Origin of the sequence: Streptomyces murinus (genome assembly GCF_002154555.1) — a bacterium.
Lineage (GTDB): Bacteria > Actinomycetota > Actinomycetes > Streptomycetales > Streptomycetaceae > Streptomyces > Streptomyces murinus.
Map to the genome: position 1 here is coordinate 1 of NZ_MUNF01000647.1, position 200 is coordinate 200.

At 73.0% G+C, this 200-nt stretch carries 1 protein-coding gene; it reads right to left on the reverse strand.

Annotated features, from left to right (window positions below; genetic code table 11):
- Window positions 1-200: 2-amino-4-hydroxy-6-hydroxymethyldihydropteridine diphosphokinase (gene folK, locus CCN72_RS32265; protein WP_244174582.1), on the reverse strand; the 200-nt coding region annotated here is incomplete at both ends.

Sequence of the window (200 nt, forward strand, 5' to 3'; positions counted from 1 at the left end):
ACGTGGACCCCGGCGCCCAGCGCTCGTCGCGGACGCGGTTGAACGCCTCCTCGATGGCATGGCCCCGCTCCAGCAGGGAGGACGGCGGCAGGGTGGTCTTCAGGGCCACGACGGCGTTGAAGTACGACGGCTGGCTGCCGGGCTCGACGCCCCACGGCTCGGTCTCGTAGACCGGCGACACGGCCTTCACGCGGACGCCG